Source organism: Glutamicibacter arilaitensis (genome assembly GCF_044793945.1).
Classification (GTDB): Bacteria; Actinomycetota; Actinomycetes; order Actinomycetales; family Micrococcaceae; genus Glutamicibacter; species Glutamicibacter arilaitensis_B.
Genome location: NZ_CP084994.1, coordinates 1,589,088 through 1,614,517 on the forward strand (window position 1 = coordinate 1,589,088; position 25,430 = coordinate 1,614,517).

Sequence of the window (25,430 nt, forward strand, 5' to 3'; positions counted from 1 at the left end):
TCTATTTCACGTCTGTCGATATACTGGACAAAGGCCATCTGGTCGATTTCAGTGACAAATGATTATGCGGGTGTTTCATGGCGTTGTTCAGTAATCGCAAACGGGGCAAAACTGCTGTTCCTACTGCTGAGACCAGTTCTAAAGACTTAGCCCTGGAACCAAAACCCAGCACGGCGCCACTAATCAGCGTGATCATCCCCGTCTACAACTCGATGCCATACCTCACCGAGCTGTTGAATTCGCTGGAGACCCAAGATCTGGCAGCCGAGAAGTTCGAAGTCATCGCAGTGAACGATGGATCCACGGACTTCGGTGATGAAATTCTTGATATCTACGCCAAGCGGAACGCCAACTTCCGAATCATCCATCAGGAAAACAGCGGCTGGCCCGGCAAACCCCGAAACGTCGGCATGGACCAGGCCCGGGGTGACTACGTGTTCTTCTGCGACGCGGATGACCGCTTGGGCTCCGAAGCCCTTCGGCGTATGACCACCTACGCCATAACCCATGACCTCGACATCCTCATACCGAGGATGGTTGGAATCGGCGGGCGACGCGTCCAAGAAGGGTTCTTCGCCAAGACGCGTCCGGAGATCTCCCTCGAATTCGTCCTGGCCTCTTTATCACCGCAAAAGATGATTCGACGCGAGTTACTCGAACAGCACCAAATCCGCTTCCGCGAAGACAAAGTGCGGCTGGAAGACGGCATGGCGATGGTCCAAGCATACGTGGCGGCCGAACGCATCAGCATCCTCGCTGACTACGACTACTACGAAATCCGGCTGCGCGCGGATGGGCAGAATATCAGTGTGGGGCAAATCGACCCGGCCGGCTACGTCGCTTCGCTAAGCCACATTGCCCAGACGGTACGCAACCACACCCAACACGATGAAGCCTATACTCGGCGCCTCATTGCTGGACTGTTCACGCGCAAGGCCCTGTCCTTTTACGAAGGACGGCGCTTCATGAAATACGCTCCCGGGGCACGCCAAGCTTGGGTGGACAATCACCGGAAATACCTCAATGAATTCATCGCTAGCGACCGCGAGGCGGTGTTCAACCCCGCCCGGCTGGTTAAAGTCGAGCTCATCGCCCGCGGAGACCTGGCCGCTCTAGAACGTCTGGCCACCGCCGAAATTGAGGCCTCCGCCAATCCGAAGGTGGAGAAGATCCGCGCTTCTGATTCGACTCTCGAGGTCGTGATGAGCTCTCCGGCCGGAGCCCCAACACCTAGCGCCCTGCTTTTTGAAGACCGCGAGTCAAAAAAATCAGTGAAAGCCGAGCTTGTGGCATCCGATTCCCACACGTACGTTGCACAGTTCGCGAACCACGCGTTGATAGCGCAGATCCAGCGCTTGGGCAATGCGCTCGTCCACTACTCCGATAAGGACCGCCGCCGGATCAGTCTTTCGGAGGAAGCTGGCGAAGTGGTCCACGAGGGTGTGCGGGTATACCGCACCGCGAACGGATACTTGAGCGTGGATACGCGAAAGGCCCAGCGAAGTTAAATACCGCTGAGCCTCTCGGAACTACCTAACTAAAATGGTCAGCAGATATTCTGCTGGCCATTTTTCTTATAGGCCACGGTCTCGTCCAGCACCACCGGTCCGCCGAGCAAGACATTGGTCCAACCCTTCATGGAACGCATGGCGCTGGCTACCGAAGTGGGCATGCAACTTTTCTTAGTAAGCAACAAGGGCGCATCATTGTAAGAAGCAATCACGGCACCGGTGAGCCCGTCACGGAAATCGTCAGCCGTGGCCACGAACTGACGCTGTGAACCCTTAGGCCAGAAAGTTTTGGCAATAAGTGCGCTAGTGTCATAACGCGTGGCCCCCTCGTAGCGGATCACCTTTGCGTTCGGAATCGCATTGCGTACTTGGCGTTCGGCTTTCGCCGATATGGCGAGCGGACCACCTGCCAGGTACACACGAGTTGGCTTCAGGCGCTTGAGCTCGCTGATGGTTGCCGCCGGAACCGAGGCCTTCTTGGTCAGCAGCATCGGCGCTTCACGACCGGAAGCTACCGCAGCCAGCGACATGGCATCCTCGAAGCGTTCGCCCGTTGCCAGGAAGACCTGGTTGGAGGACTTCCAATTCTTGGAAATCTTCGCGCTGGTGTCGTAGAGGTCATGTCCCCAAACCCGGGTCACCGGTCCGTAGGCCTTTATCTTCTTGACGGTACTCTCGCTGATGGCAATAGGACCGCCAAGGACAATGATGTTCTTGGGCTTCAGCCGCTTCAGCTCCGCGGCTACGGAAGACGGCAAAGAGTTCTTCTGCGTTAAGAGCAGCGGTGCATTTTTCAATGACGCCAGGGGTGAACCGGCGAGAGCGTCAGGGAAGCGTTCACCGGAGGTGACAACCACGGTAGAAGCCGAGGAAGGGAAGGTGCGCTTGGAAATCGCCACCGGGGTATCGAACCAGCGGTGCCCATAGAGGCGAACGGGCTCCAGCCGAGTGGGCCATACGTCGGCATTGCCGAGATATGAGGTCACCATTCGGGAAGGGGTGCTGCGCGTGTTCTTGGCGAAGTCACGCAGTGAGGTGAGGTTGCCGTTCCATACATTGGCATCCACGTTCTTCGTGTTGCCAATGAGGTTCGAATTCGAGGAATACTGCCACACGTTGAAGGTCTTCCATCCTTCGGGAAGCTCACGTGGATTCTTGGGAACATCAGCGGTGGGGAAGACAGAAACATGCAGCGGCCAGTACTTGAAAGCCTCGGAATCGCCGGTGCACTTATCCCACCACGACTGGGCGGTGTAGATCATTGGAAGGCGTCCGGTGCTCGCCTTGATGGTATTGCCGAAGCTCTTGATCCAGTTCACCATTTGGGCTGGACTCATGCCATAGCAGACATCGCCCTTGCCCTGCGGGTAAGCCTTGGCCGAGTACGGGTTCCACTCGATATCCAGCAGCGGAGGCATGGTCTTGCCATCGGCTGACCAGCCGCCGCCATTGGCCAGGAATTCTTTGGCCTGAGCGGCGCCGGAAGAGTGAGCAGGCATGGCGAAATGGTAGGCGCCGCGAATGACGCCTGCGTCGGCAGAGGCCGCGTAGTTAGTATTGAACTTTGGGTCTTTGAAGAGGCTGGAAGGCCATGACTGGGTCGCCTTGATGTAGCCGAAACGCGCGCCATTCTTATAGGCCTGCGTCCAGTCGACGGTCCCTTGGTGATGGGATACATCGATACCCAACGGTCCCGGTGGGCGCCAGGTGCGAAGTTCTTCGAGTGACCCCGGCACCGCAATATTCAGTTCTTGCTGCTGTTCGGTTTCGGCCGCGACCTCCTGCGCGAGGTCGGCCAGCTCTGCCAGTGTCGGAGCGGTTGGATCGCCAGACTCATCGATACGCTTCTGGCCCTGACCCATGGTCGCGTCAATGAAATCTTCGCCGAGGGCGTCTAAGGCCAGATCCGCCAAGGAAATACGTTCCTTGGCCGAAAGATCGGTGCTCTGAGCCAAGCCTTCTTCAAGAGCCTTGGCAGGGGATCCAGCAAAGCTAGGCGCGCTTGCTGACACCGAAGGCGAAGGTTCGGGGTTCGCTGGCTCTGCTGAGTTACTCGGCAATGGCGTGGGGGAGGAGGAAACGGTAGGGGTAGTTTCTTCTGCGGGTGCTGCCACGGCAGGTGCTGCTGCAGCCAGCGGCAAAACTAATGCTGCCCCGAGGGATAACGCAAGCAGGCGCGTGCCAGCTAAGCGATGTTCAGGCATAAAAACTCCTGTAAGGAATACGAGTGTGTAAACGGTGATTCCATACAGTATATAAAGCCGACAAACGAAAGTCGCCCTGTTCGGCGTCGGGCTACGTTATCCGTTAGTTATTTGCCATGGTTTGCGTTTTCTGCATCAACGGAGACTGGGTGAATAGTTTTAGGGACCAAAAGCCAAGCAACTACGCCAATGAGGCAAGCAGCACCTGAGGCGCTCAACGCCACCTGGTAGCTGATGGCATCTGCCATGGCACCGGCGATCAGCGGGCCAATTATTGCTCCAAGGTCTGTGCACATCTGAAAACCGGCCAGTGCCTTGCCGCCATTGCGTCCGGAACCAATCACGTCTGCTACGGCTGCTTGTTGGGCTGGGCCTAAAATACCGCCGCCAAAACCAGCCAAAACCGAAAGGATAATGAACCCGGTCAATGAAGTGAAGTAGCCCATTGCCACAATGGAACCGAGCAACACGGTCATGCCAATGAGGATTGGGATTTTTCGTCCAATTCGATCCGTGAGCTTGCCCGAGAAGGTCAGGGCGACGCCATTGCCGACGGCAAAAATGGCGAGTGAAACACCGGCGACCTTTGGACCGAGGTCCTCGCCGAAGACCGCGAGAGCGAACAGCGGAATCATGCTGGTGCGAATGCCAAACGCCATCCACCCGTAGCTGAAACCCGAGGCCAAGGCGGCCCGGTAGGCAGGAGAACTCAATGCTTCGCGTGTGGTGACTACCTCCACCGCTGAGGCGGTACCGTTTTTCGTTGGATCCTTGTCCAGATCGCGTCTGCGCCCCAGCGCAAAATAAACTACCGCTGCTGCGATTACCAGAGCGGTGCCGTAGATGACGAAGGGGATTCGCATGCCAAAAGGTGCCAGGAGGCTGCCCAGCACGGGACCTATCACGTTACCCAGCAAGAACGACCCGGCGTACATGCCGGAGATTCGGCCTCGCGATTCATTCGGTGCCAGACGGGCAATGAGCGCCATGGCCGAGATAGTGAACATGGTGGAACCGAAACCGCCGAGCCCACGCGCAATGAGCAACTGCGTGTAGTCCTGGGCCACCGCGCACAACAGAGTGGACAGCGCAACCAGCAGGACACCGGTGACATAGATGCGTGGTTCGCCTAGCTTGCCTACCAGCACGCCTGCGACCGGAGCGAAGATCAGCCGAGTAAAGGCAAAGATACTCACAATCACGCTGGCGGCTGCAGCGCCTACATCAAAGCTCACCGCATACTGCGGCAAGATCGGTGCAATGAGCCCAAAGCCCAAGGCGATGATGAACGCTGCGACCAAAAGGATCGCGATTTCGCGGGGGATTGGAGGACGTGGCTTAGTCGAACGTTGACGTTGCATTGTGACCGGTTCCAAACTGTCATCACGACAGCGTGGTTAGACCTTTCTTCAGGACAATGAAAACTACTGGCGGTAGGGCCACAGCAAGTCTATGCCGTCTTGGCAAAGCCGTGCCCAACAGGTGACCGAGGACTCGTGCGAGGCCTAAGAGCATGGGCATTGCAAGACTGTGAGAGAATTTCACTCGTGACCGATCAGCTATTACTTACCATTATCATTGTCGCGGTCATCGCCGTGGTGGCCATTGGTGTCATCGCGTTCGTGGCCAAGGGGCGCAAGCCCAAGACTCCGTACACTTCCGAGCGCGACGCAGACGATTCGCCAACCAGCGCGTCCTCAGCCGAGCAAGGCGATACCCCGGCAGATGGGCAGAGCCCAACTGGCGCAGTACTGACCGAAGAACCTGCAGTTGAGCCGGCGGTTCCCGCCGCGCCAGCATTGGACGTTCCGGAGCCAGTTCAAGGACGCCTGGCGCGATTGCGCGCTCGCCTGACCAAGTCAAACAGCATGTTCTCCAAGGGTCTGCTGGCCCTGCTCAGCCAGGACTCAATTGATGAGGACGTCTGGGAAGAGATTGAAGAGACGCTGCTGTTGGCAGATCTCGGCACCGAACCAGCACTTGAACTCGTTGACGCGTTGCGTGAACGAGTCAAGGTCGAAGGCAGCCGTGACCCGCAGCGCGTGAAGGCAATGCTCCGCGAAGAGCTGCTGAAGCTAGTGGACCCATCCCTTGACCGCAGCTACCTGCCTGCCCCGCATCCAGACCGTCCAAGCATCATCATGGTGGTAGGCGTTAATGGTGTCGGCAAGACGACCACCATCGGCAAACTGGCTCGCGTGCTGGTCGCCGAGGATAAGGACGTATTACTCGGAGCCGCGGATACCTTCCGTGCCGCAGCAGCAGAGCAGCTGGCTACCTGGGGCGACCGCGTCGGCGTGCCGACCGTTCGTTCGGACATTGACGGCGCAGATCCTGCCTCGGTAGCCTTCGAGGCTGTCTCGGCCGGCATCGACCAGGAAGTCGATATCGTTATGATCGACACCGCTGGACGCCTGCAGAACAAAGTTGGCCTCATGGACGAGCTTGGCAAGATCAAGCGCGTGGTCGAGAAGAAGGCAGCTATTGATGAGGTACTGCTGGTACTTGACGCAACCACCGGCCAGAACGGCTTGGCCCAGGCCAAGGTGTTCTCCGAGGTAGTCAATGTTTCAGGCATCGTGCTCACCAAGCTTGATGGCACCGCCAAGGGCGGTATCGTCATAGCCATCCAGCGCCAGCTCGGTGTGCCGGTGAAGCTTGTAGGCCTGGGCGAGGGCCCGGATGATCTGGCGCCGTTTGATCCGGAAGCATTCGTGGACGCGCTACTCGAAGACTAATCTTCAACAGTCAGCAGAAGACACCGTGCCCCGTACTTACGTACCGGGCATGGTGTCTTTTTGCGTTAACAGGCATTGGCCTTGTGCCAAGAACTAAAAGATACAAGTGTTGTACTAATGGCATGATAGGCCTATGATCGGAGGCCACATGTTCGGTGCGCCTTTTATGGCGACACCGGGCACCAGGGACTCCCTCAATGGCGTGGGGATCAAAGGATCATTTCATGGCACCTGCAAATCTAAAATCCCACTACTCGCTGACGGTGTGGGTGACTTTGTGCGCCATGCTGACCTTCGGGTTGACCGCGCCGGCCACCGCCGCAACTCCAATAAATTCTGGGCTTGAATCAAAAAATATTCGTGTAGTGACCGGCGTCTTTGACGCCGAAAATGCTCCACCGTCCAAATACATCAAACGAGTCACCGAGACGCGAACCACGGTCAACCTGAACCTGCGCTCCCAGCCGACCACGAATTCCACCTCTTATGGGGTGATGAGCATGGGAACTGTCGTCACCCTGACCGGCAAGAAGGACGGCACTTGGAGCCAATTGAAATGGGGATCCAGAACTGGATGGGCCGCCAGCCAATATTTGGAAACTCGGACCTATACAAAAGACGAGTCGGTTCGGTACATGACCTCATTCACCCAAATCTTCGCGGAACCAAATCATAACCGTGCAATAGGCGGGGTTAATTTCCGTACCCAGGTCAGTCTGCTGAACGTCAGTGGTTCGTGGTCCCAAATCAAAACGGCCTACTACTACGGCTGGGTACCCTCCTCCAAGATCGCCAAGCTGCGCCCCGCTAAGACGTACCGCTACGTCTATCAGAGCGGCCCAATCTACTCCCATCAGGACAAGAGCAAGTCCAGCGTCGTTGGCCGCATCCACCACTCCGAAAAGTATGAGTATCGGCGCTGGGACTCCGCGAACCGCCGCGACGAAATCCTGGTCGGTGGCAAGTGGGTCTGGAGCTCGGTGACCAACAGGCCGTATGTTTCACCGCAGTACCGCTACGCGCAGGAAAACGGAAGCACCTACAACAAGGCCGATAAATCCAGCGACACAAAAGTCGGAACCATCTCGCGCGGCACCAAGGTGCGTTGGGGTGCATGGAACTCGGCAAATCGCCGGGACGAGATCCTGCTCAACGGGCGCTGGGTCTGGACCGGGGTCACCAATCGCATGAAGCCATCTGGTTATATACCGGATACCGTTTCCGTTTCACCTTACGGGCGTTTCGGATCCAAGAGTGCGCCCTTGCGCAAGTCCCCGCGTAGCGATCCCTATGACAGCATCCTGACTACCCTGAAAAAGGGAGATAAGGTCACGATTACCGGCAAGGCCGAAGGAGGTTGGGTCAGGGTGAAATACGGTAGCCGCACCGGCTACGTCAAGGAAGCCTCTGATCTCCGTAAAGACGGACCATACTCGATTGCAGTGTACGGCACCTTGCGTACCGGACAATCGGCGTACAACCTGATGGATGGATTCCAGCAGAAGGTGATGGACCAGCGCTTTGCACGGTCCTCCCTCTATCAACTGTGGAACGCAAACTGGACATTTCTGACTAACGGCAGTGGAACCGTGGTCAACGAGCAGTTCCAATACTCCGACTCACGAGGGCCAGCGATGCTTCGTAAATTGGATGTCTACGAGAGCCAACTGAAGTACAACGGCAAACCGATGTACACGAGGCAGAGGGTCGGCATGACAGACGGATCGCAGTCCTGGACCTATAAGACGACCAGCGAATCCGAACAAGTCGTAAAGAACTCGGGCCGCTTCATTTCTTCCGGAGATTTCCTCAAGCGCTCCTAGCCAAGATCAACACCATTCCGCCCTTGGGCGGCTCAAGCAGAAAGGCCGCACCATGAACACGAAAAAACGACTTATCGGGCTCACCACTGGCGCTTTGGTCGTGGCCGGTGCCGTGACCGGCGGAGCGCTATTGGCCAACTCCAACGAGGGCCCTCCGGCGCAAGCCAGCGAAACTGCGGATCACCAGATTGCAGATGTAGCGGTCACCGATCCGCAGACCGGTGACAAGGTCTACGTAGATTCCGAATCACAGGTGGTTAAGAAACTTGGTGAGGCTGGCAAGCTCACCGTCGAGGGTGAGAAAGTCCCATCTTTTGAAATTACAGTCACCAAGGTCCAAGCACTGGAGAGCTGCCAACTTCGAGGGTTCGGCCAACAGATCGAACCCGAAAACGGTACCTTCCTTCTGCTCGACATTAGCGCGACCCTCGATGCTTCGGCAGCAGCCGCGGTGGATGAAGAAATTGCCTTGATGCCCCTAGATGCATCGGTCTTCGGCGTATCGCAGGGAGAGAACGAGAACATCGCCTATGACCTGGATACCATTGCTTCCTATTCTTGCGAGGTGGCTAACACCTTGGATATTGCGGTCGGAGCCGGCGATACGGTCAATGGGCAGTTGATTCTCGACTCTCCGTACGACTCGGGACAGGTGATCTATGATCCGGAGAAAACAGGCGGTTGGACTTGGGGCTTCTAACAGCCCAAGGGGAATGAAGGAGTCTCCTTTTGCGCGCCTGCGATCCTTTGCATCCTCCTTTATCGAAGTTTTCTGAGTGTTAGATCACAGTGCGATCGATACATGAGGGAACGGATTGCCCTGAATGCGCGAGTGTGTAGGGATGTTGATGTAAAAATACAGATGGAACTGTTTCCGCTCGAGGCTAAGATTAGGTAACTATTCAGTCTTTGTTCAGATTAGATCGATAGACATGAAAAGTAGGCCTCGATTATTCGAGGCCGTTTCTACGTTGGCAAGCTGAGTAACCCCGTCTTGCTGCGTGAACCTATCCCCGGACAAAGGATCCCGCCGCACGTGAGTTTGCAGCAAACTGAGCCCGTCGCGACCGCACCCCAAACGAAGCCAACGGTGTTTCGTGGGGATATTCAAGGACTGCGTGCAATCGCGGTGGGAATTGTGGTGCTCTATCATTTCTGGCCCACAGCCCTGCCCGGCGGATTTGTTGGTGTCGACGTATTCTTCGTGATCTCCGGCTTCTTGATCACCACACACCTCATCAAGCGTCCACCAAAAAACCTCAGGGACGTGACTCATTTTTGGATGCGCCGCGTCAAACGACTGCTTCCCGCCTCATTTTTGGTCATTCTTAGTGCACTAGTTGGCGTTTGGCTACTGGCGCCTATTACCCTCTGGCAGGACTGGGGTTTCCAAGCCTTAGCTGCCACCTTCTATTTTCAGAACTGGTATCTCGCCACCTCGAAAGTCGACTATCTGGCCGAGGCAGATTCACCTAGTCCATTCCAACACTTCTGGTCCCTATCGGGTGAAGAGCAATTCTATCTAGTGTGGCCGATTCTCATTGGCGTGCTGATGGTGTCTGCTGTTCGTTTGAAGTGGAACCGTCGCAAGGTTGTCTTGACTGGTGTCGGACTGATCTTTGCGTTGTCGCTGGGGTATTCCATTTACGCGACGGCCAACGATGCAGGTACCGCCTACTTCTCGACCTTCACTCGCGCGTGGGAGTTCGCTGCGGGTGCTCTGGTGGCTACGTTGGGAGAACGTGCGTATGCCGCAAAGAACAATATTGTGAGTTTGTTGGCGGCCTGGGTGGGGCTGGCTGCGATCGTATTTAGCGCGCTAAGCTTCGACGGCGAAATGCCTTTCCCTGGTTACATCGCACTCCTTCCGGTACTTGGTACCGCTCTGTTGCTGCTAGCTCATTCGACACATAAGTGGTCTCCCAACAAATTGCTGGCTAACCGCCTAATGAGTTTCTTTGGTGATAACTCCTATGCCATCTATTTGTGGCACTGGCCGATATTGATCCTCGCACCATACACGGTGGCGGAATTTGGGCTCGCAGCACAGCTCGGTGCGCTGGCTCTCACCTTGGTGCTGTCAGTACTCACGCAGAAGCTCGTGGAAGTTCGCTTTCGCAAGTTCATCGAGGTATCCAAACGCTTCAGCGCTCCGCGATTCTTAGTTGTTGGCTCCGCGACCTTGGCAGTAGCCGCCGGCGCGTTCTATTCGATGAGTGGCGCCATCATGGAGGAGTCCAAGGACATTACCGCGTCAGCCAAGCGGGTCAGTGCCCAGGTTGGCGTCGATTGTTTTGCAGCAAACGGGCTATCTGATGAGTGCGTGGCCAAAAAAGGGATTCCGGAAAGATATCAGCAATTAGCTCCAGCCCCTATCGTGGCCAAAGAGGACAAGCCAGATATCTACAAGGATGACTGCTTCTCCGGTCAAGGCGACAAATATTCTGAGCGTCCCGTCTGCAGCTATGGCGAGGGGAAAATCAAGGTTGCTGTTGTAGGTAACTCACATGCCGGCCAGTGGATGCCGGCGCTGAAATCCATTGCAGAAAAACGCGGTTGGGAACTAGACACTTACCTGATCAGTCGCTGTGCAGTGATGGGCGAGCCGCAAGAATATGACGAGCAAGCCTCCATAGATGGCTGCACTGACTACGCCGGTTGGGTGACCGGTGAGATCGAGAAAAACGATTACGACCTGGTGATCTCGTCTAGCCGACAGTCGCTACCGATTGTCGGACATGATCTGGAAAGTTCCGAAGCGCCAGCAAAGGAAGCATTCGAAAAGACACTGCGTGATTGGGAGGCCACCGGCGCGCAGGTCGCGGTCATTCGGGATACCCCATTCCCCGGAAGCACCTTGGGCAACCTTCCCGATTGCGTGGCCGAAAATGAGCAAAGCTTGAGCGAGTGTAGCGGTGCGGCGTCAGAGTGGATTCCGATGGATCCTCAAGCGGACGCCGTGGAGTCCCTTCAGAATCCGAATATCGTGTCGGTTAGCATGAACGACAAATTCTGCCGAGAAGATAAGTGCCACGGCGTAGTCGGCGGTGTGATCGCTTATTGGGATCACTCGCATCTGTCGCAGACCATGGCGGAAAACCTAGCCGAACCACTGAATTCACGACTAGCCTCAGCGCTGAACAACGACAAGCTTTTCGCCACCTCGCAACAGTAAGCCCAATCTGCGGCCCTGTAGCTATGGATCGGCGTCAAGCATCCGAATATGGTTGTGGATCGCGTTTCTTAGGAAGAAACGCGATCCACAGCTATATCTTTGGCGTAATTCCACACCAGCAGGTGAATCAACCACGTTGTGTGACTGGCCTCGTAGCAGTTTGACCAGATATCCCGCTTGCAAGGATGAACAAATTACAAACAGTCGACAAAAGACTTGTGGGACGCCGCCGTTCTATCTATGATCAGAATCGTGGCGGTACTCTCTATTTAATCGCTACCAATAAATCGGTTACTTGGTGGTTATGGGTGGAGAGTTTTTCTGATGCGCAAACAACCTAAATTCAGTCAACGTGTTGCGGCAATCGTTGGCTTTCTCGCGTTGGCGGCACCGTTGTCACTTACGCCTTCGGCGCATGCCGTCGAGCCGGTCATGTCCGTACGGATTCAAAGCGCGGGGCATGAAGCTGAACACGCTCCACCGTCGAAATACCTGAAAAAAGTCACCGAGACCAGCACCACGGTGAATCTGAAGCTGCGTAAAAGTCCAGCCACGAATTCCGATTCCTTGGGCGTCATGCCCAAGGGGACCGTCGTTAAACTCACCGGCAAAGAACAAGGCAACTGGAGCCAGCTCAAATGGGGTTCAAAAACGGGTTGGTCTGCGACACAGTATCTGAAAACTCGTACCTATACCAAGGACGAATCCAAACGTTTTATGCGCAGTTACGCGTCGATTTACTCCACCGCGCAATTGACTCGACGCGTCGGGTCGGTCAATCTGCGCACTCAGGTGCAACTCCTGGAGATTCAAGGCTCTGCAGCGCATATCAAGACCAGCCATTACCACGGCTGGGTCAAAATCAGTCAGCTGAGTAGCAAAGCGCCGGCTAGGGCCTACCGCTTCGTACAGCGAAGTGGTGCCACGTACTCGCACTCCGATCCGAAGCAGTCGAAAGTTGTCGGGCGCGTCCATGTCGGCGAAAAATACGAGGTGCGCCGTTGGGTGGCCAGTAGTCGACGCAACGAAATCCTCGTCAACGGTAAATGGGTTTGGACGGACGTGACCGATCGCAAGGCTGTGACCGTCCAGTATCGCTATGCGCAAAGCACCGGCACGGTCTACAACTCAAGCGGCAAAGCCACCGGCACCATTCGACGCGGGACAAAGGTCCGCTTCGGAGCATGGGACTCCAAAGCCCGCAGGGACGAAATTAAACTTAATGGCAGATGGGCGTGGACCGCGGTCACCAACCGCAAAGCGCCACAGACCCAATATCGATATGCGCAGAAGAATGGCAATCTCTACGATCGCGCGGATAAATCGACAGACAGAAAAATAGGCACCATCACACGCGGTACCAAGGTCCAATGGGCGACTTGGAACTCTAAAAACCGACGCGACGAAGTGAAAGTCAACGGAAAATGGGTCTGGACTGACGTGACTGACCGAAAAAAACCCGCAGGCTTGCTTCCACCGGTCAAAAACGTTTCCGACTATGCACGCTTCACCACCAAATCTCTGAACTTGGCCAAAGATCCAAGCTCAAAGGCAAAATCGGTGGGCAGCGTCAAGAAGGGCATGAAGGTCACCGTCACTCACAAAGCTGACGGCGGTTGGGTCAAGATCAAGGTTGGCTCGAGCGCGGGATTCATCAAGGAAAAGGGCAACCTGCGACTGCACGGGCCATACTCGGTGGCGGTCTACGGGACGCTGCGCACGGGGCAATCTGCTTACAACGTCATGGGTGGTTTCCAACAGAAGGCGATGAATCAGAGGATCTCCAAGTCATCGCTCTACCAACTCTGGAATCGCAACTGGACATTCTTGACCAACGGTCCCAAGACGGTAGTGACCGAACAGTTCCAGTATTCCGATAGCAAGGGACCAGGAATGCTCAGGAAACTAGACATCTATGAAAGTCAGCTGCGCTACCAAGGTAAACCCATGTACACGCGTCAGAAGGTTCGACTGAGTGATGGTTCTCAGTCCTGGACATACAAGACGACAGCCTTCTCGGAAAAGGTTGTCAAAAATTCTGGTCGATACATCTCCTCAGGCGACTTCTTAAAGCGCTCCTAGGCAAGGAACCCCACATGAAAAGGCCCAATCAGGAAGTACTTGAGCGCAATGGTCGCCGACGGACGAAGCCAGTCATTTTGGCAGCCGCGGGTGTGCTGGCACTGGGTGCCGCAGGCTTGGTGCTTGGCAACACTTTCCAAGCGCAGGCCGAAAGTACTTCCGCTGATACTCAAAAGCACCTCGCTGATGTAGCCAAGACGGACGCCGCAACGGGTGAAAAAGTATTCGTTGATGCTCAAGCCCAGGTGATTAAGAAACTTGGGGAACCAGGCAAGCTAACCGTTGATGGCGCCACGAAGCCGTCCTTTGAAATCACCGTGCACAGTGTCGAGGTCCTTGAATCCTGCACACTTCGCGGATTCGGGGAGGAAATCAAACCTGAAAATGGAAACTTCTTGTTAGTTGATGTAAGTGCCAGCTTGGCATCCTCGGCAGCCAAAGTGGTGGACGAGGAAATCGCCTTGATGCCAATAGACGCTTCGGTCTTTGGCGTCTCAGCAGGCCAGAACAAGGAAGTGACGTACCAGCTGGATACGGTGGCGTCTTACTCCTGCGAGGTTGAAAACGCCCTGGACATTGCGGTAGGTGCCGGCAACGAGGTCCGTGGCAGGCTGATGCTCGACTCACCCTACGGAACTGGTCAAGTAGTGTATGACCCGGAGAAATCCGGTGGCTGGACCTGGGATTACTCGAGATGATATCTTCTGCGTTCTTTTTCGATCGGCGGCGAAGAATTCATTAATATAGTCGCTGATTGCATCTGACTTCACGCTGGAATGCACAAGTGAGCATCCGAGGCGAAGTGCATCGATGCGTTTAGCTATTTGCGTGCAATGCAATCTCACTTTACCGAAAAATATGGTGCTTTCACTGGATGAATCTGGACATTTAATACTGTTCGATTCCCGCGCTAATTGAGCTCAATTCTATTCTTTCGAGAACCCTTCGGCGGTACATTGACCCGTATCTAATAGTCACCGTTTTTGGGGTGTCGAATTCTTTTGTTTGGATAAAACCTAATTTAACCTTCTACTTTTTGGGCAGAGTAGCATTTCATAAATAGGTTAAAATTTGGAGTTTCGTTGAAGCGTTGAATATTTGCACAGGCGTTAGTTGGTGCACTTCAACCTTTAGCGACCGTTTCACATTTATTTTGATAAATATCGAATAATTCCGCGAAGTCTATTTACTTAAAGTGAATTTTCGATGATAGTTAAGCCAACTCGGGAGTGGGATCCCAAGCGGGGAAATAAATTGGGGGAACACGCCAGGGGCTCGTTGGTCCAATGGCGATTAGCGCTGGACCATTTCTTTGGGGAGAAATAAGATGCCACGCAAGAGAGGTGCGCCCGGATCTCCGGGCGCCAAAATCGGCGCACTGGCTGTAGCCGTGACGATGGTTGTTTCTGGGGCGATGACAGGTGTCCCTGCAGCAGTTGCAGCACCGCCGGAAGGCCAGGATTTCAACGTCTCACAAGGTGACCTTGAATTCATTATCAAACAAATCGAGATTTCTGAGGCTCATGCTGAAGATACGCTTGCGAATGCGAGTTCGTCTCCGTTATGCAAATCGACTGCCACGTTTGATATTCCTACGCAAACTCACTTCGACTTAGACGGGGATCCTTGTGTTGGATCGCCGCTATTGCCATTTGGTCTGCGAACGGTTGATGGGCGGTGGAACAACCTCATGCTTGACCAGAACGGATATGGTACGGCACAAGAAGTTTTCCCTCGTCTGTTGGACGCCGAATACAACGATGCCGAAGTGACGCCACCCTTTGCTCCGGGTAACAACACCGATCAACCGGGTGAGCAAACGAGCTACGCTCAGACCGACGGTTTTGTCTATGATTCAGAACCGCGAACAATCAGTAACTTGATTGTTGATCAGACTGTGGCGAATAAGGCTGCAGAGGCCGTTGCAGGTCGCGTTGAGGGTGCCGGGATCGAAGGTTCCGGTGCAGCTACTCGACTCTTCGGGCAAACAGCAGTTCAGACATCTGCTGCTATCAGTCAAGCTAACTTCCCAGCCGACGTTGACACGGTAATTGTCGCGAGAGTTGACGAATTTCCGGATGCGCTAACTGTCAGTGGCATCGCCCGGGCAGCTGGAGCTCCAGTGTTGTTAGTCAACCCGAACAGCATTCCGGAAGCTTCTGCAACCGAACTTAGTCGCCTTAGCCCGGAGCGCATCATTATCGCCGGTGGCCCAAACGCCATTAGCGAAGCAGTAGAAGCGCAACTAGCTGGTTACGCGCCGCAAGGCGTCACACGACTTGCTGGTGTCACCCGGTACGACACTGCAATCGAAATCAGCAAATATGCACACCCTGACCCTGTGAGCGATAACCCCGTTAACACGGTGTATATAGCTACCGGGCGTGATTTCCAGGACGCATTGGCGGTAGCTTCGCCGGCAGCCCGTGATGGTGCGCCAGTCCTGTTGGTTCGGCCGGATAGCATTCCACCTGAAGTGCTGACTGAAATCAACCGGTTAAATCCGGCTAGAGTAGTCATTCTGGGTGGACCGAACGCAGTTTCGGTTGAAGTTGAGAATGCACTTGCAGGCGCGTGGACACTGGAGCGTATCGGTGGCGAGACTGCCATCGAAACAGCGACTATGATTTCGGCGGCGCATTTCACACCGCCAGTTCCTGTGGTTTACCTGACGACTCGGGCCAATTTTCCCGATGCGCTTTCAATCGCATCGGTTGCAGGCACCAGAGGTGGACCAGTTCTCTTGGTGCCACCAAATGGCTCCCTACCTGAGCTTGTACAAGCGGAATTGACGCGCCTACAGCCAGCCACCATAGTGATTCTAGGCGGAGAAGTCGCTGTAGGACCGACTCTCGACGCATTGGCTAGCGAATTTGTGCCAGGTTCGAACTTCATGATCCCGGATATCGCGACTGATGAGGGACTTTCGGCTTCGGCTACGAGCCTCTTCACCATTTTCGGCCAGTTCTTCGATCACGGATTGGATCTCGTATCCAAGGGTGGAAACGGAACGGTAGTCGTTCCGCTGAAGCCAGATGATCCACTTTATGTGGAAGGGGCGCGTACGAACTTCTTGACGCTGACCCGTGCCACGATCGATGACACCGATGGACAACGCGAACATATCAACCGCACAACTCCATTCGTGGATCAGAATCAAACCTATGGTTCGCACGCTTCGCACAATGCATTCATGCGTGAGTACGTCTTGGTCAATGATTCTCCGGTACCAACCGGAAAGATTCTCAACGGTGAGGGCGGCGAAGGACTTCCAACTTGGAAGAACGTGAAAGACCAAGCGCGTACCGTGCTGGGCATCGAATTGACCGACATGGATGTATTGGACGTTCCAATGCTCTACACCGATCCATACGGTAGTTTGATTCTGGATGCGGCGGGCCAAGCACAGGTTGCTTTCTCGGACGGCCTGCGCTCGGGTAATCGTGCGACTCCGCTGTCCACCGAAGGTGCCGTTACCGCTAATGCATCATTCCTTGATGACATTGCCCATGGCGCTACACCTGATGGACCATCCGGTTATGATCCAGCCAAGCTGGAAAGCCACTACATCACCGGTGACGGTCGAGGCAACGAGAATATCGGGCTGACCTCCGTGCACCACGTGTTCCACTCGGAGCACAACCGCGTGACAGAACAGATCCGTGACGAATTGGAAAACAATCTGCCAGCCGAGCTGCTGGAGCGTTTCCAGAAGGATGGATTCTGGAACTATGGTGAACGCCTGTACCAGGCAGGACGCTTCATGACTGAAATGCAGTACCAGCACCTGGTGTTTGAGGAATTCGCTCGCCGTATCGCTCCTTCGATCGATCCGACGGTGCTGAACGAGAATTCGTACCAGCCGGGCATCAATGCATCGATCAGGGCCGAATTCGCCCACGCGGTATACCGCTTCGGGCACTCCATGTTGCGTGAAACTGTTCCTCGTGAACACAACGGGCAGATAGTCGAAATGCCACTGTTGGATGCGTTCTTGAATCCTGAAGCATTCGCCACGGCACCAGACGGTACGCCGTTGACTGCCGATGAATCTGCCGGCGGCATTCTCAAAGGCCTGGCCAATCAAACGGCCAACGGCGTTGATGAGTTTGTCACCGACACGCTGCGCAACAAGTTGCTGGGTCTGCCACTGGACCTGCCAACGATCAACCTTGCCCGAGCAAGGGAGACCGGTGTTCCTTCAATGCAGACCGCTCGTGAGACGTTCTTCAATGAATCCGGTGACTCGCAGCTTGAGCCATACGCTAGCTGGGAAGATTTCAGGCTCTCAATGAAGAACCCGGAATCAATCAGCAACTTCCTGGCCGCCTACTCAACACATGAGTCGGTAACCGGGGTGGATACGCTGGAGGCAAAACGCGCAGCCGGCACAGTATTGGCTGCTGATCCAGCCTATATGGCTCTTCCGGCAGCTGAAACGGGACTGAACGACGTGGATCTGTGGATGGGTGGACTTGCAGAAAAGCCATACATCTTCGGTGGCATGCTCGGTTCCACGTTCAACTACGTGTTCGAGGCGCAACTGGAGGATCTGCAAAATGGTGACAGGTTCTACTACTTGACCCGCAACCTGGGTAATACGCTCTTCCACTCCTTGGAAGCGAATTCACTCTCGCAGCTGGTCATCCGCAACACGACCGCAGAGAAGGTGCCGCATGATGTCTTTGCCGCACCGCAACTGACGTTCGATCTCTCGGATACGCAGGAGAATCTGAACGCCGCCGGGCTCACCGGGTCGGCAGCAAATGGCTGGCGCTTCACCGGAGCAGAGCACATTGTCATCCAGGACACCAACGAGGCTAGCAGCATCCGCGGCGGACTGGGCGATGACTCCATCTGGGGTCGTGGCGGCAATGACCGCATCGAAGGCGATGACGGCAACGACGCCATCATGGGCGGGGATGGCGATGACATCATCACCGACCTCTTCGGCGACGCAGACAGGTTGCAGGGCGAAGCAGGGAACGATGTGCTGAACCCAGGGCCCGGAGTCGGGGACCTCACCTTTGGCGGTTCGGGCACCGACTTCATGCTCGGCGGCCAGGATCGAGTCACAGCACACGGTGGCCTTGGAGATGATTTCCTGCTCGGTTCCACCGGCTCGGACATCCTCTATGGAGACGAGGGCAACGATTGGGTTCAGGGCAACGGCGGCAACGGCGACCTGATCCAAGGTGACATGGGTAATACCATGTTCAATGATCCGAACCTGTACCACGGTGGGCACGATATCCTCATCGGCGGTGGTGGCAACAACGACTTCGACGCAGAAGGCGGAGATGACATCATGGTTGCCGGTGGAGCCACCGACAGGTATTCGGGAGTGCTGGGATTCGACTGGGTGAGCTACAAGGGCCACCGGACACTGGTCAATGCCGACATGGGATTTATCGTTGGCATGCCGCAGTCGATTACAGGCATCCGTGACAGGTTCCTGCAGACCGAAGCAACCAGTGGTTGGAACGGAGACGACATCCTGCGCGGTTCGCAAGGCGGCGTGGATCTCACCTTCGATCCTGCCGGCGGAGCGATCGGCTACGGACACCATCTGACCCAAGATCACCTGAACCGGGTTGACGGCTTGCGTGACTTGCTCGGTGGCGGAGATGTGCCTGAATACGCACGTCCGTTCCTCCTGGACGACCCGACCACTTTCGATGGGGATCACAACAACAACATCCTCCTCGGAGGCATGGGTTCCGATCTGATCGAACCGCGCGACGGACGCAACTTCGTCGACGGGGATGCCTGGTTGAACGTGCGTGTTGAATACCGGCCAGAGGGCGGAGCCGTCGAGTCCCAGGATTCGATTGCAGCTTTCAGCACCCGGATGCTCAACGGCACCATCAACCCAAGCGAACTGCACATGGTTCGCGAAGTTCTTCAGCTGGAGAACGAAGCAGAGAACATCGACACGGTGGTCTTTGAAGGCATCGAGGAGGACTACACGGTCACCGCGCTGGCAGACAATGTGGTCAAGGTGGTCAACACTCTCGAAGGCGAAGAGATGTCAAACGTACTGCGGAACATTGAACGCATTCAGTTCAATGACCAAGTCGTCTGCTTGCCATTGGGAACCACCGAAACCTGTGGACAGGCTACAGGCGAGGTAGTGCTTGGCATCACCGATCCGATCACCGAAAATGGCGAGATCACCACGAACACCGATGGGGTCGAAGACCTCGACGGCATTGATTCTGATTTCACCTTCTCGCTGCAGTCCTTCGTGGAAGCCGGAACCGATCCGTTCTCCAACGCCTGGGTCACCACCCAGACGAATGAGTCCGGAACCTTCACCCTCACCGACGCCGAGGTTGGCGCACCGGTTCGGGTACTGGTGACCTACATTGACGGCAACGGCACTCACGAACAAATCGCCTCGGCAGGAACCGAAGCGGTGGCCAACGTGAATGACGAACCGGTTGGTCCGGTCATTGCTCCTCAGGCAGCCTCGGTTGGAGATATCTTGCATATCACCACCCAGATGTCGGATGAAGATGGCGCCGAATCCGTACTCGAAGAGACAGGTGGCGTTTACACCTGGCAGCAGAGGACAGAAACTGGCGACTGGAGCAACATCGACGGAGCCACCGGCGATGGAGCGACTATGGCTAGCTTCTTGGTAACCACCGGGCAGCAAAATCAGTTCATCCGTTTGGCCATCGAATACACCGATGATCAAGGGACCGCCGAAACGGCCTACTCCAACGAGACGAGCATGATCCCAAGCCCGACCAACCTGGCCCCCGAGCCAGCTCCGGTCGAGTAGAAGGGCAGACTCGCATCAAGGAGTAATCAGCCAGAAATAGAATGAAAAAGGCGCCGCTTGCAATGTTCACACATTGCAAGCGGCGCCTTTTGCTGTGTTCGGATCTGAGGCTACTTGATGCTCAGGTTTCCGTACGCGGTCAGATATGGACTGAGGCTGTGGCCCTTAGGAACACCCAGCCGCAAGATGGCTGATGCATCGCCCGAGCGCAACCGGACGCTGAGATCCAGCGGTTCCTTCGAATCTGTATTCGTACGGATATTGCCTGGGATGGTGAACGTTGCTGTTCCGTTCCCAATGGCCGAAGCCTCGAGCACGGCCTGAGTGTCTAACCCAGCAGCTCCTCGCGGAGCCACCAGTAATTCCATGGCATCGAATTCCAGCTGAAGACCATCCCAGGCAAGCATGAGCTCCAGATTTCCATCGGCGCAGAATCTGATGCCTTCGAGTACCGGTTTGACCGTAGCGAGCATCTGGGCCACCTGCCGGCTGCGTCGGGTATCGCCAAGGGCTTGCTGCCACCTGTTGAACGTTGACTCGTTGTTGAAATTCACTGCGCGGTTGAAGGCCTCAAGGGAAATTCTGGCCCTCAAATTCTCGTCCTTCAACAATTGCGAGACGGTTTCCGCCGCGCTGTCTTTCTCTCCGAAAGGCACCAGGTAGCCCGAAACGCCATCTTCAATGACATCACGTGGCCCGAAATCGACGTCGTAAGTCACCGGGATGCAACCGTTGGCCTGGGCTTCGAGCATCACCAGCGATTGGCCTTCGTAGCTGCTGCACAGCAACAGGACGGTTGCCTTCTGCAGATGCTGGGCAACCGAGGATATGTGGCCCAGGAAATTGACTGTTCCTTCGAGACCCAGATCTCGAACCTGCCGTTCCAAGGCGTCACGCTGCACGCCATCGCCAATGATGTCCAAGGTCACCGCTTCACCGGACTGAACCAATAAGTGGACGATATCGATGACTTCGTTGACATTCTTTCCAGCCGATAGTCGGCCAACGTAAACGACTTTCTTGGGATCCCGTTCAGCAGCTGGGGGATAGGAGGCAGGACCTTCTGTCGGATTGCCAATCACGAAGGAATTAGTGGCGTTGCCAAACCTGCGTGTGAATGCATCTCGCTGCGACTTCGTGAGAAAGACCAGACCATCCCACTCATGGCGCTGTTCAATGATGGGGCCGTGCGATTTTGTCAGCTTGCCGGTAAGGAGATTCTGCCTGGGCGCAACATGTGTGCTGTGGAATGCGTACAGTCTGACTGCTGACGGATGCTTCCAAACGCCGAGGAATGCGGCTGAATATTTGCTATCGACTATCAGGTTGGTGTCGGCATAACCGATGATCTCCGAGAGCCAGTGGCGGTACAATTTGGCAGCGCTTGGGAACTCCGCGACCGGTGAACCATCTGGGCCGAACAACTGCAGGACTCGTCTTTTCTTGGAGGAATCGTTGAGCTGCGGAAGTGTGCAGTCAACCATGTAGCGGCTGCCATCTCTGCGGTAGTACTCCCTGCAACGTAGTTCCGGCTCAGCATCAATTGTGAAGTCTCGGGATAAAAGGCTTTGGTCATCGGAACGGTGAATCTCTTCCGCAGCTATCCATTGAAATCCGTCCAGGTCACTGGCTTTGAAACCGGAGGCGGCGTCCTCAGGAAAATGCTGGGCGTAATACTCATGCAAGTTGACGATGGGCACATTCGCGTTGAGTTTCCCGGCCTCGACCAGCGCCCGACGCGTCACTTCGAAGTCTGGATTCGGAGCAAATGTCACAACGGCAGATGGAACTCCGCGCTCATGGAAAATATGGGCGCGGTCGAGGCACATCTTGGTCATTCCACCGAATATTTCGTCAACAGTCCAAGTCACCATCAGCGTGGGTAGGGCACCTGGTTTGTAATTGTCAGGAACACTGATCAAATGTTCTGCCGAAACCGGTGGGTATTCCTTGATCATCACAGCTACTTTCACAGATGGTTGCATGTCGGTCTCTAATCTTCAGCCTAGCCAAGAACCGTCAGCAATAAATTCATTTCTGGTGTTTCGTGAATCCACGTCCCATGGACCTGTGCTGAAACCTAGATCTTCATTGAAAGCTGAGTCGAAATGCAGCGAGCTCTGTTGAATGTTTTCTCAGGCGCTTACTCACAGGTCCTGCATTCAGGAGTCATGGAAGGGCGAATCCTGAGAGCCATTGCGTTTGTGTCGTTCATCAAGCCAGAATTAGTCTCTTGGCTCCGTAGAACCCATCGTAGCTGTCGGCAGATCTGCGACATAACTAGTAGGAAGCCGTATCTGCTCCAAAGCGATGGTGTGGACACCAACCCGCGGCGGCAGTTGCCGTTGGTGAAATCCTGGACTCATAATCCGAAGAACTTCAAAAGCACACTACGTTATTTTGATTCACTCAACGTGATCTGGAGATCCGAGGATTGACCGCCCGCGACCGAGGTCTGCTCACTAGTGCCGCTCCAACGCCTGCTATCAAATGAACAGTCGATACTGACTTCGTAATTGCCAGGGAGCAGGGTCACCCGCGTGGGCACAGTGGCGGAAACTGAGCCAAGCTTTAGCGTTGCACCGACTAAAGCACCGCCGCCTGAATTCACGCCATCGGAATTGTACGCAAAACCTTCACACCTAACATCCGGTGGCATTGGACTAGCTTGGATGTCGATGAAAATTTCACCTTGATTTGAACCAGCTATTGTTCCCGGCTCTGTGGTTGAAGAAGTAGGTGTCGCGCTGGCTTTCGGTGTCAAAATCGGTTGATCTGTCGCCGTGGCAACTGGTCTGCTTGTTTCCGGGGTTGGGTCTGTACTTGTGGTGATCCCGGTTGAAGGGCTAACGCTAGATTGGGCGTTCGGTTCGCCGCGATCCGAAGTTGGTCCAGTTGTGCACGAAGCAGTCGAAATGCATAAGGCAAGCATGCCAACCGCAGCAAATATCTTTTCCCCCAAGCGAAAATATTCCATATTCGAAGTATCCCAATGAATCACTAGATTGAACATGAATTAGAGGCATCGAAGCGTAATTGTGACCATCTACTAGAATTCTTCCTCGCAACGCGGCATACGGCTGCTATTTTTACTCTTTAGGCCCTGTAAAGAAGTGAAGTAAGAAGTGCAAGAATTTATCCTTTTTCACGGAGGAGCGCCCGAGGATGGTAAACAACTCGGAGAATCCATGTGTGGGCCTGTGTAACTTCTTGGTTTTCGCAATGCCTGCCAGATATAGCAGGATTTTCGATTTAGACACCAAAGTGTTGGCGTTAGGTGATGCGGCATATTTTCGTGAAAATTTATTCCCAAGAACGGAAGAAATGTGTGCCTCTGATCTGAAGCGATTAAATTCAAACCCGCATATCGGGAGTAGGAATTTGGATTATTTTCGCCCATATCTAGATTACTTTTCGAATTCGGCATAGTCTTGAAGCCTACAATCAATTCGTGCTTTGGGGGGACCGGATTATTGTGAAACGTCGTCATCATGTGACCTATTTTTTGCCCAGACACAGAGTCGTTCAGCGGAAAAGACCGTTGGTACTCTGGGGAACTTCTGCGCTGTCCGCGCTCTGTCTTACGGGAGCACTTGGCTGGCCGCTATTCGCCCAACCGGCTGAAGTCAGAAACGGAACCATTCCAACAGTGGTGGGCTCATTGGAGGCCAGTAGCCTAGATAGCTACCCAATTGTCGTTAGCGAGTTTGCACCGCTGGCCATATTCGGGGGATCGGGCAAAGCCTTGGCCATCGACGGACGTCCCGTGGACATGCCGCTCGATGTCTGGGAAGCAAACGGTGCGGACGAGAACTCCGGTTCTAACGCCACGGTCAACCAGAGGACTCAAGGCGATACGAAAGTACCCGCCGAAAGGGCGCAACTCGTGGGGAGGTTGAGTTCAGTCGGGCAGCTCCCTGGAAACCTGCAACTCATGCACCCAGTTACGACGCGTCGTATTTCCAGCCCTTACGGGTGGCGTGCCAACCCGACGGGACCTGGCAACCAGATTCATATTGGCCAAGATTATCCAATCTCCTGCGGCTCACCTGTCTACGCCAGCGAATCGGGAACCGTCACCGTTTCTCGATGGGCGGGGCACTCCGGAATGCGCGTGACAATCGACCATGAGCATAACGTCCAAACTGGATACAGCCACAACTCAAAGCTGTTGGTCAAGGTGGGTCAAAGAGTTCAGCAAGGTGAAGTCATCGCGCTTGCAGGAACGACCGGAAACTCCACAGGCTGTCACGTGCATTTCGAGGTGCTTGTCAACGGGCGCTGGACCGATCCACGTTTGTATCTGCCATCGATCCCTGGCCAACGTCAGGCGATGATCGATTCCTCGCGTTTGACCGTAGATGCCAAAAGCGCTCCTAAAGGCGACAAAAACAGCTCTTCAAAAAATGATGATGACCGTCAAAGCAAGGAATCACGCAAGGAACAGAATCCTGACGTTGTAGTGCCGAAGGACGACACCCCGGTAGTGCCGGAACCCGAGCCGAAATCGGAGCCCACGCCAAAGGCAAAGCCTTCGCCAAAGCCATCGGAATCCACTAAGCCTTCGAAGTCGCCGTCGGTCAAACCAACTCCTTCGCCTTCGAAGTCGCCGTCAGCGAAACCTACTCCGTCAGCGTCGGAAGAGCCTTCCAAATCACCTTCGGCTAAACCGTCAGCTTCTCCTTCACCGAGCCAGAGTGAAGAACAGAAGCCAACTCAAAGCCCTAGCAAGTCTCCGAGTGTGACTCCCTCTCCTACGAAGCTTCCGGAGAAGTCAGCAGAACCCACGGTGAAACCGAAGGTGACCCAATCTCCAAGTGATTCGCCCAAGGAGTCAGCTCCAAGCATCGAAGCGCCAAAGCAATCCGCAAAGCCGACTCCTAGCGCGAAGCCGAGTCAGCCTCCGAAGGTGACCCCGGAAACGCAGATTAGTCCGAGTGCCTCCGCGCCGCTGCTTAAAGTGCCGGATTCAAAGGTGCTGCCAACGCTAAAGTCCGATGAGTCCAAAACGCCAGACTCGTCAGCTCAAGAAAAATCTGCGAAGCGGCCAGAATCGACTGATCCAGAAGAGTGAAGCAGTTGAGCTTGCAACGGCTTATGCCTAGCG

General features: G+C 55.1%; 13 protein-coding genes. 9 read left to right on the forward strand and 4 right to left on the reverse strand.

What is annotated here, in order from left to right:
• Nucleotides 1-188: 188 nt before the first annotated feature.
• Nucleotides 189-1,508, forward strand: coding sequence for a glycosyltransferase family 2 protein (locus LG294_RS07290; RefSeq protein WP_404290927.1), 1,320 nt, complete (start codon nt 189-191; stop codon nt 1,506-1,508).
• A gap of 38 nt (nt 1,509-1,546) precedes the next feature.
• On the opposite strand, the gene LG294_RS07295 is transcribed toward LG294_RS07290, so the two are convergent.
• Nucleotides 1,547-3,715, reverse strand: coding sequence for a cell wall-binding repeat-containing protein (locus LG294_RS07295; protein WP_404290929.1), 2,169 nt, complete (start codon nt 3,713-3,715; stop codon nt 1,547-1,549).
• 107 nt (nt 3,716-3,822) lie between these two features.
• A complete protein-coding gene (locus LG294_RS07300; RefSeq protein ID WP_404290931.1) occupies nt 3,823-5,076 on the reverse strand; it encodes an MFS transporter in 1,254 nt (417 codons plus the stop codon).
• A 186-nt stretch (nt 5,077-5,262) separates the two neighbouring features.
• On the opposite strand from LG294_RS07300, the gene ftsY reads away from it, so the two are divergent.
• The 7 genes from ftsY (at nt 5,263) to LG294_RS07335 (ending at nt 20,323) form a co-directional block, all read left to right on the forward strand.
• Complete coding sequence (gene ftsY, locus LG294_RS07305) at nt 5,263-6,453, forward strand: signal recognition particle-docking protein FtsY (protein ID WP_404290934.1); 1,191 nt, start codon at nt 5,263-5,265, stop codon at nt 6,451-6,453.
• Between the two features lie 224 nt (nt 6,454-6,677).
• Nucleotides 6,678-8,276, forward strand: a complete 1,599-nt coding sequence (locus tag LG294_RS07310; protein WP_404290936.1) for an SH3 domain-containing protein — start codon at nt 6,678-6,680, stop codon at nt 8,274-8,276.
• Nucleotides 8,277-8,328: 52 nt separating this feature from the next.
• On the forward strand, nt 8,329-8,976 hold the full coding sequence (locus LG294_RS07315; protein ID WP_404290938.1) for a hypothetical protein: 648 nt from the start codon (nt 8,329-8,331) through the stop codon (nt 8,974-8,976).
• Nucleotides 8,977-9,312: 336 nt separating this feature from the next.
• Nucleotides 9,313-11,451, forward strand: a complete 2,139-nt coding sequence (locus LG294_RS07320; RefSeq protein WP_404290940.1) for an acyltransferase family protein — start codon at nt 9,313-9,315, stop codon at nt 11,449-11,451.
• A 324-nt stretch (nt 11,452-11,775) separates the two neighbouring features.
• Entirely contained in the window at nt 11,776-13,533 is a 1,758-nt protein-coding gene (locus LG294_RS07325; RefSeq protein ID WP_404290942.1) for an SH3 domain-containing protein, read from the forward strand.
• A 14-nt stretch (nt 13,534-13,547) separates the two neighbouring features.
• On the forward strand, nt 13,548-14,231 hold the full coding sequence (locus LG294_RS07330) for a hypothetical protein (protein WP_404290944.1): 684 nt from the start codon (nt 13,548-13,550) through the stop codon (nt 14,229-14,231).
• Between the two features lie 992 nt (nt 14,232-15,223).
• On the forward strand, nt 15,224-20,323 hold the full coding sequence (locus LG294_RS07335) for a peroxidase family protein (protein WP_404290946.1): 5,100 nt from the start codon (nt 15,224-15,226) through the stop codon (nt 20,321-20,323).
• A gap of 110 nt (nt 20,324-20,433) precedes the next feature.
• On the opposite strand, the gene LG294_RS07340 is transcribed toward LG294_RS07335, so the two are convergent.
• The gene (locus tag LG294_RS07340; RefSeq protein ID WP_404290948.1) at nt 20,434-22,281 is read right to left on the reverse strand and encodes a glycosyltransferase; all 1,848 of its coding nucleotides are present in this window, start codon (nt 22,279-22,281) and stop codon (nt 20,434-20,436) included.
• Nucleotides 22,282-22,718: 437 nt separating this feature from the next.
• Nucleotides 22,719-23,300 (reverse strand): hypothetical protein, encoded by a 582-nt coding sequence (locus tag LG294_RS07345; protein ID WP_404290950.1) that lies wholly within the window; start codon nt 23,298-23,300, stop codon nt 22,719-22,721.
• 684 nt (nt 23,301-23,984) lie between these two features.
• Here LG294_RS07345 and LG294_RS07350 point away from each other — a divergent pair.
• Nucleotides 23,985-25,397 carry a peptidoglycan DD-metalloendopeptidase family protein gene (locus LG294_RS07350; protein WP_404290951.1) on the forward strand — a complete coding sequence of 471 codons (1,413 nt, stop codon included), beginning with the start codon at nt 23,985-23,987 and terminating at the stop codon, nt 25,395-25,397.
• The last annotated feature ends 33 nt before the right edge of the window (nt 25,398-25,430 follow it).